The following is a 5428-nucleotide window of genomic DNA, read 5'->3' as shown; positions in this document are numbered from 1 at the left end:
GGCGCATCCTCGCGCCTGTCGAGCCTGCTGTCCGGTCGACATCTCTCCGCGCCGTCGGGACCCCAAGCGCCGGCGTGGAGCGCGCAAGGCGGCGTCCCCCGCGTAGCCTTCAGGCGCGTCCCGCATCCTGGCCTTCCCTCGCGAGGGGGAAGGCCTTTTTCTTGGCCGACGTTCCGCCCGCCTATTCGGCGGCGTTGGCGACGCGGGTCTTCTCGGCCTCCTCGAAGGCCTCGATGCGGCGGGCGGTGGCCTGCGGCGACTTCGTGAAGCGGGCCAGCATGTTGTAGAAGACCGGCACCACGAAGAGCGTGACCATGGTGGCGAAGATGGCCCCGAAGAAGATGGTCACGCCGATGGTCTTGCGCGCCTCGCCGCCCGCGCCGCCCCACAGGATCAGCGGGATCGCCCCGGCCGCGGCGGAGATCGAGGTCATGATGATCGGCCGCAGGCGCAGGGACGCGCTCTCGATCACCGCCTCGCGGATCGACAGCCCCTCGTCGCGCAGCTGGTTGGCGAACTCGACGATCAGGATGCCGTTCTTGGCGGCGATGCCGACCAGGATGATCAGGCCGATCTGGCTGTAGGTGTTGATCGAGGAATCGGCGACCAGCAGGCCGAACAGCCCGCCCAACGCCGCCACCGGCACCGTCAGCATGATGACGCTGGGGTGGATCCAGCTCTCGAACTGGGCGGCGAGCACCAGGAACACCAGCAGCAGGGCCATGCCGAAGGCGAGGCCCACCGCGCCGGACGATTCCAGATAGTCGCGCGCCCCGCCGCCCCACTTCACGCCGAGCCCGCCGGGCTGCCTGGCGGCCTCCTGCTCCAGGAACTGGATGGCCTCGCCCATGGAGTAGCCGGGGTTGAGCTGGGCCGTCAGGGTGATCGAGCGCAGGCGGTCGACCCGCGAGCGGTCGGGCGTGTCGCCGCGCACCCGGGTGGTCACCAGGGAGGACAGGGGCACGGTCTCGCCGGACGTGGTGCGGACGTAGAGCTTCTTGAGGTCGTCCTCGGTCTGGCGGTTGGAGCGGTCGGTCTGCAGGAGGACGTCGTACTCCTGGCCGTTCTTGATGTAGGTGGTCACCCGCCGCGAGCCGAACATGGTCTCGAGCGCCCGGCCCACGGCCTGGGCCGAGACGCCCAGGGCGGCGGCCTTGTCGCGGTCGATGTCGACGACCACCCGGGGGCTGGTGGGCTCGTAGTCGAGCCTGGGCCGGGCGAGGCCCGGGTTCTGCTCGGCGGCCGCCAGGATCGGGCGCATGGCGCGGGCGATCTCGGGATAGTCGTTGCCGGTGACGATCATCTGCACGCTGGAGCCGCCGCCGCCGCCCGGGCCGCCGCGCTGCAGGCCGCCCTCCGGGGAGACGATGGCGCGCACCGCGGTGATGCCGGAGAGCTCGCGGTTGAGCCGGGCGGCGAACTCCTGGGTGGTCATCTCCGTCTTGTCGGACAGCATGGTGTTGCCGCCGGCGCTGTTGAAGCTGCTGGCGCCGCCGAAGCGCGGCATGGACATGACGTAGCGGTCGAGCGTGCCGTCGTTCACGTAGCGCATGAGGATCTGCTCGACCCGCGTGGCGGCGGCCTTGGTGTAGTCGTAGCCGGCGCCCTCCGGCCCGATCAGCATGACCTGGGCGCGGCGGCGGTCCTCCTCCGGGGTCAGTTCCTTGGGCAGGGCGCTGAACACCGCGACGGCGGCCAGTCCGAGCACGAGCACCAGGGCGGACGCGCTGAAGGAGGCCGCCCGCCGGCCGAGCAGGGCGTCCAGGGATTCGTGATAGGACGACTTCAGCCGGCCCATGGCGCCGTCGACCTTGCGGGCGATGAAGCCCTCGCCCTTGGCCGGGCGCAGGAGCTTGGAGGCCAGCATCGGCGAGAGCGACAGGGCGAGCAGGGCCGAGAAGGCCACCGCCCCGGCGACGGCCACCGCCAGCTCGACGAACAGGCGGCCGGTGAAGCCGGGCATGAACATCAGCGGCGCGAAGACCGAGATCAGCACGATGGTGGTGGCGACCACGGCGAAGAACACCTGCCGCGCGCCGCGCTGAGCGGCGACGATCGGCGGCTCGCCCTCGTCGATGCGCCGCTGGATGTTCTCCACCACCACGATGGCGTCGTCGACGACGAGGCCGATGGCCAGCACCAGGGCCAGCAGGGTCAGCAGGTTGATCGAGAAGCCGAGCGGGGCCAGCACGATGAAGGTCGACAGCAGGCAGATCGGCGCCACCAGGGTCGGGATGATCGCCGCGCGCCAGGTGCCGAGGAACAGGAAGTTCACCAGCGCCACGCAGGCCAGCGAGATGGCCATGGTGATCCAGACCTCCTCGATCGCGTGCCGCGTGAACTCGGTGTAGTCGACCGCCACCTGCAGGTCGGTGCCCTTGGGCAGGCCGGACTTGATCTCGGCGATGGTCTTCAGAACGCCCTCGGAGATCTCCAGGTCGTTGGCCAGGCTCTGGCGGAAGATGGCGATGCCCACCTGGTCGCGGCCGTTGGAGCGGAAGCTGCGGCGGTGCTCGTCCGGCCCCTCCTCCACCCGCGCGATGTCGCCGAGACGGGTGATGTACCCCTGGCTGGACGCGGCGCTGGTCACGTCGCGTGTGACGCCCTGCGGCGCGCCGGCCACCGAGGCCGTGCCGCCGACCGCGGCGGAGGCCTGGGTCTGGCTGACCGAGCGGGCGGGCACGATCGGCAGGCGCGCGAACTGTTCGGGCGTGGCGTAGCCGCGGGCCACGCGGATGGTGAAGTCCTTGGAAGGCGCCTCCAGCGAGCCGGCGGGCAGCTCGAGATTCTGGGCGTTCAGCGCGCTCTCGACGTCCTCGACGGTCACGCCGCGCGCGGCCATGGCGTCGGGATCGAGCCAGAGGCGCATGGAGTAGAACTGGGCGCCGCCGACGCCGACGTTGGCGACCCCGGGCACGGTGGAGAAGCGCTCGACGAGATAGCGCTGGGCATAGTCGGAGAGCTGCAGCCGATTGAGCGTCGTGGAGGTGAAGCTCAGGAACATGATCGGCGAGGAATCGGCGTTCGCCTTCTGGATCTGCGGCGGGTCGGCCTGTTCCGGCAGGGCGGCCGAGACCCGGCTGACCGCATCGCGCACGTCGTTGGCGGCGGCGTCGAGGTCGCGGTCGAGCGTGAAGGAGATGTTGATCCGCGAGGAGCCGTCACGGGAGGCCGAGTTGATCCGGTCGATACCCTCGATGCCGGCGATCTGCCGCTCGATCAGCTCGGTGATCCGCTCCTCGATGACCTCGGCCGAGGCCCCGCGATAGCTGGTGAACACGGAGACCACCGGCGGGTCGACGCTGGGCAGTTCGCGCACGGTGAGCGCGCTGAACGAGGCGAGGCCGACGACGCAGAGGATGATGGCCGCCACCGCCGCGAAGACGGGACGCCGGACCGAGATGTCGGAGAGCATCATGCGGGTGACCGCAGGCCCTGGGCCTGCGCTCCGTTGGCGCCCGCGGGCCGGGCGCCGGGCTGTCCGGGCTCGCCGGCCGCGCGCGCGACGCGGACCGGCTGCCCGGGCTGGATCTTGTTGAGGCCGTCGGCGACGATCCGCTCGCCCGGCCGCACGCCCTCGCGAATCTCGACGAAGCCCTGCTGGCGGACCCCGGTGAGGATCGGCCGCTGCTCGGCGACGGTGCGCTCGCCGGTCTGGCGGACCACGTAGACGAAGGCGGAATCGCCCTGCACGGAGATCGCCGACTCCGGCGCGCTCAGGTTCTGGCGGTCGCCGCGCGAGATGCCGACCCGGACCATCATGCCGGGCTTCAGCCGGCGGCCGGGATTGGGGAACTCGGCGCGGGCGGTGATGGCGCGGGTGCGCTCGTCCACCCGGGTGTCGAGGCGGGCGATGCGGCCGGTGATCGTCTCGCCCGGGAAGGCGTCGACGGTGGCGAGGATGGCCTGGCCTTCGGAGAGCTGGGCGAGGTAGCGCTCCGGCACCTGGAAGTCGACGCGGATGGCCGAGACGTCGTCGAGCGTGACGATCGGCGCGCCGGGGTTCACGAGCGCGCCGGGCGCCACGTCCGACAGCCCGACGACGCCGGCGAACGGCGCGCGGATCACCCGGTCCGCCTCCCGGGCCCGGGCCGCGGCCAGGTCGGCCTGGGCCGTGCGGTAGGCGGCCTCGTACTCGTCGATGGCGGCCTTGGAGGCGAATCCCTGCTGGCCGAGTTGGCGGTAGCGCTCGTAGGCCCGCTGCGCCTGCACGAGCCGCGCCTGGGCCTGGGAGACGCCGGCGTCCTGTTCGGTGGAGCGGAGCTCCACGAGCACCGCGCCCTTCGCCACCGACTGGCCGTCGGTGAAGCGCACCCGCTCGACGAGCTGGGTCGCCGCGGCGGTCAGCGTCACCGACTGGCGGCCCTTGGCGACGCCCAGGACCTCGATGGTGTCGGCGAAGCTGCGGGGCTGGACGACGGCCACGGAGACCTCGGTGGGGCCGCCGAAGCCGCCGCGCCCGCCGCCGGGGCCGCCGGCTCCGCCCTTGGCCATGGCCGCGGGGGGGCCGCCCGGGCCGCCGCCCGGACCGCCGGCGCCGGCCTTCAGGCCGAACACCTTAAGCCCGCCGACCACGACCATGACCGCAAGCACCGCGATCGCCGCGACGAGGAAAAAGTGACGTCTGAACAAACCGATGCGCTCCGTCGCCCGCGCGTTCCGGGCGTGAGTGTGAAGTTTTTGCGGCTCTACGAGGTCCGCATACACTGCGTCCAGTGACAGAAGGATGGCTCTCCGTTTCGCGCCTGAAACAGGGCCTCAAAACGCGAACGGGCGCCCGTATCTACGGCGCCCGTTGCTAAACGGATGCTTCGAAAAATCTAGGCGTCGTAGCCGGGAAGCTCGCGATCCAGCTTGCGCAGGCAGCCCGGCCAGGCGAGGCCGCCGCCGATCCCGCGGGACACCTGGCTCCTCACCTCGGCCCGGGAGGCCTCCGGCGCGAGCAGCACCTTGTCGCGGCCGCCGGCCATGGCCCTCACCTGCATCGTGCAGGCCCGCTCCAGGTAGTACATGCCGATCCAGCAGTTGGCGGCGGTGTCGCCGACCGACAGGGTCCCGTGGTTGCGCAGCAGCATCAGAGTCTTGCCGCCGATGTCGGCTACCAGCCGCTCGCGTTCGTCGAGGTTGAGCGCGATGCCCTCGTAGTCGTGATAGGCCAGGCTCGGCATCACGATCAGGGCGTGCTGCGACAGGGGCAGCAGGCCCTCGGACTGGGCGGCCACGGCCACGCCGTCGTCGGAGTGCAGGTGCATCACGAAGTGGGCGTCCTCGCGGGCGGCGTGGATCGCCGAGTGGATGGTGAAGCCCGCCGGATTGATGAAGTAGGGCGTGTCCTGGAGGATGTTCCCGTCGAGGTCGATCTTCACCAGCGACGAGGCGGTGATCTCCTCGAACAGCAGGCCGTAGGGGTTGATCAGGAAGTGGTGCT

3 protein-coding genes are annotated in these 5428 nt (G+C 71.1%); all 3 read right to left on the bottom strand.

All coding sequences use genetic code 11. The features are described from left to right. Window positions 1-181 precede the first annotated feature (181 nt). A complete protein-coding gene (locus V7Z97_RS19005) occupies window positions 182-3415 on the bottom strand; it encodes an efflux RND transporter permease subunit (protein WP_334165012.1) in 3234 nt (1077 codons plus the stop codon). Beyond that, window positions 3415-4632, bottom strand: a complete 1218-nt coding sequence (locus V7Z97_RS19000; protein ID WP_334165011.1) for an efflux RND transporter periplasmic adaptor subunit — start codon at window positions 4630-4632, stop codon at window positions 3415-3417. The genes V7Z97_RS19005 and V7Z97_RS19000 overlap by 1 nt, the downstream gene beginning before the upstream one ends. A 188-nt stretch (window positions 4633-4820) precedes the next feature. After that, window positions 4821-5428: class II aldolase/adducin family protein (locus V7Z97_RS18995; protein WP_334165010.1), on the bottom strand; the 608-nt coding region annotated here is incomplete at its 5' end.

Source organism: Phenylobacterium sp., assembly GCF_036821595.1.
Lineage (GTDB): Bacteria > Pseudomonadota > Alphaproteobacteria > Caulobacterales > Caulobacteraceae > Phenylobacterium.
Note: the sequence above shows the minus strand (reverse complement) of the source record. Positions and strands in the feature narration are given on the sequence as shown.

What these genes read in the sequence shown, in the direction of transcription:
- V7Z97_RS19005 (WP_334165012.1), bottom strand. Translation starts at nt 3,415, where the DNA reads ATGCTCTCCGACATCTCGGTCCGGCGTCCCGTCTTCGCGGCGGTGGCG.